General features: G+C 48.0%; 1 protein-coding gene. It reads right to left on the reverse strand.

Annotated features, from left to right (window positions below; translation table 11 throughout):
• A partial coding sequence (locus FW774_RS20250) for a glycosyl hydrolase (RefSeq protein ID WP_262714453.1) occupies positions 1 to 1253 on the reverse strand: 1253 nt, incomplete at both ends.

The raw sequence follows: 1253 nt of genomic DNA on the forward strand, positions 1-1253 counted from the left end.
TCTGAACCTGTTTGATTGGATACGAAATAGATATCGCTGTCACCATCACGGCGGTGTGTCCAGGCAATGGCATCTTCGCCTTGCCGTGTTCCGGCAGCAGTTTCAGGAAAACCTCCCCAGGCCATGGCTTCGCCGGAGGCTTTGATAACTTCTACATCCGGCTTATCTATTGATCTCATCAGGTTTGTAAAATCCGATGACCAGTATGTTGTTATTGATGGAGCACCCCAATAGGCCTTTCCCTTTGTCCGGGTATCTTCAAAATATTTCCGCTCAGGGTCAAGCTTATCGTTCCAGATGTTATTCATCCAGATCAGTTTACCTGCTCCCAGCTTATGCTCAAAAACCGTTTTGCCGTCTGCATTTCCCCAGAGCTGTGCAACCAGCTTTTGCACTTCATGATCAGCCTGAGGATAGTTTGTAAGTCCCGGCGACTGCACCGGTTTATCCTGGCACACAACCAACCCACCCTTTTCTACTAATTGAATAAGCTTGGTAAGTATTTCGGGAGCCATTTTACCGTTTGTCTTGGGTAAAAACAACACCCTATATTTAGCGCCGGACGGAAGGCGGAAATAGCCATCGGTAAAGTCCATATCCTTCAGAAATAATTCTTCAGAAAGCAGATCGTAATTATATTGCTTGTGCAATCCCATAGGCATCGTGTTTTTCCAATTCAGCGTGGGCATTAATCCAACTACGTCGGCCACGTTTTTACCCTGCTGCAGCATATACTGGCAGCGTGAAAGGTAATTGACCCAGGCTTTGCCCGGCTCCCACCAGGTTTGACCGGGCACAAACATTGTTCCCCAGAAAAACATATTCATTCCGGGTTTCAGATCCATGCCCCAGGGCTGTAAGGCGGTGCCGTGTAATATCATTTTATTCACGCCGTTTGCAAAAGCAAGGTCTCCTGACCGTTTAAGGGCATACAGATCTGTTTTCCAGTTACCATCGTTCCAGCGACCGGTGTATGCTTCGGCGGCAACTTCTTTACGGCCATACGTATTGGCCGAACTGGCGCTCCAGCGGGCTGTATGCATTGCGGATGTACTTAACCAGAACGTGGCTGTAGGTACATGGGTTCTTCCCCCCATTCTAACCGGATCAAAAGGGCCGGTGTAAGGCTCGGTCATAAACTCCATGCCCAGTGAATCGGCTTTCCTGGTTAAATGTGTAAAAAAGTTATCGGCAAACAGGTCGGTTTGGGTCAGGTACATATCGTTCTGGAAACGTTGTGTCAGGTCTTCATT

Origin of the sequence: Pedobacter sp. BS3, assembly GCF_008274585.1 — a bacterium.
GTDB lineage: Bacteria > Bacteroidota > Bacteroidia > Sphingobacteriales > Sphingobacteriaceae > Hufsiella_A.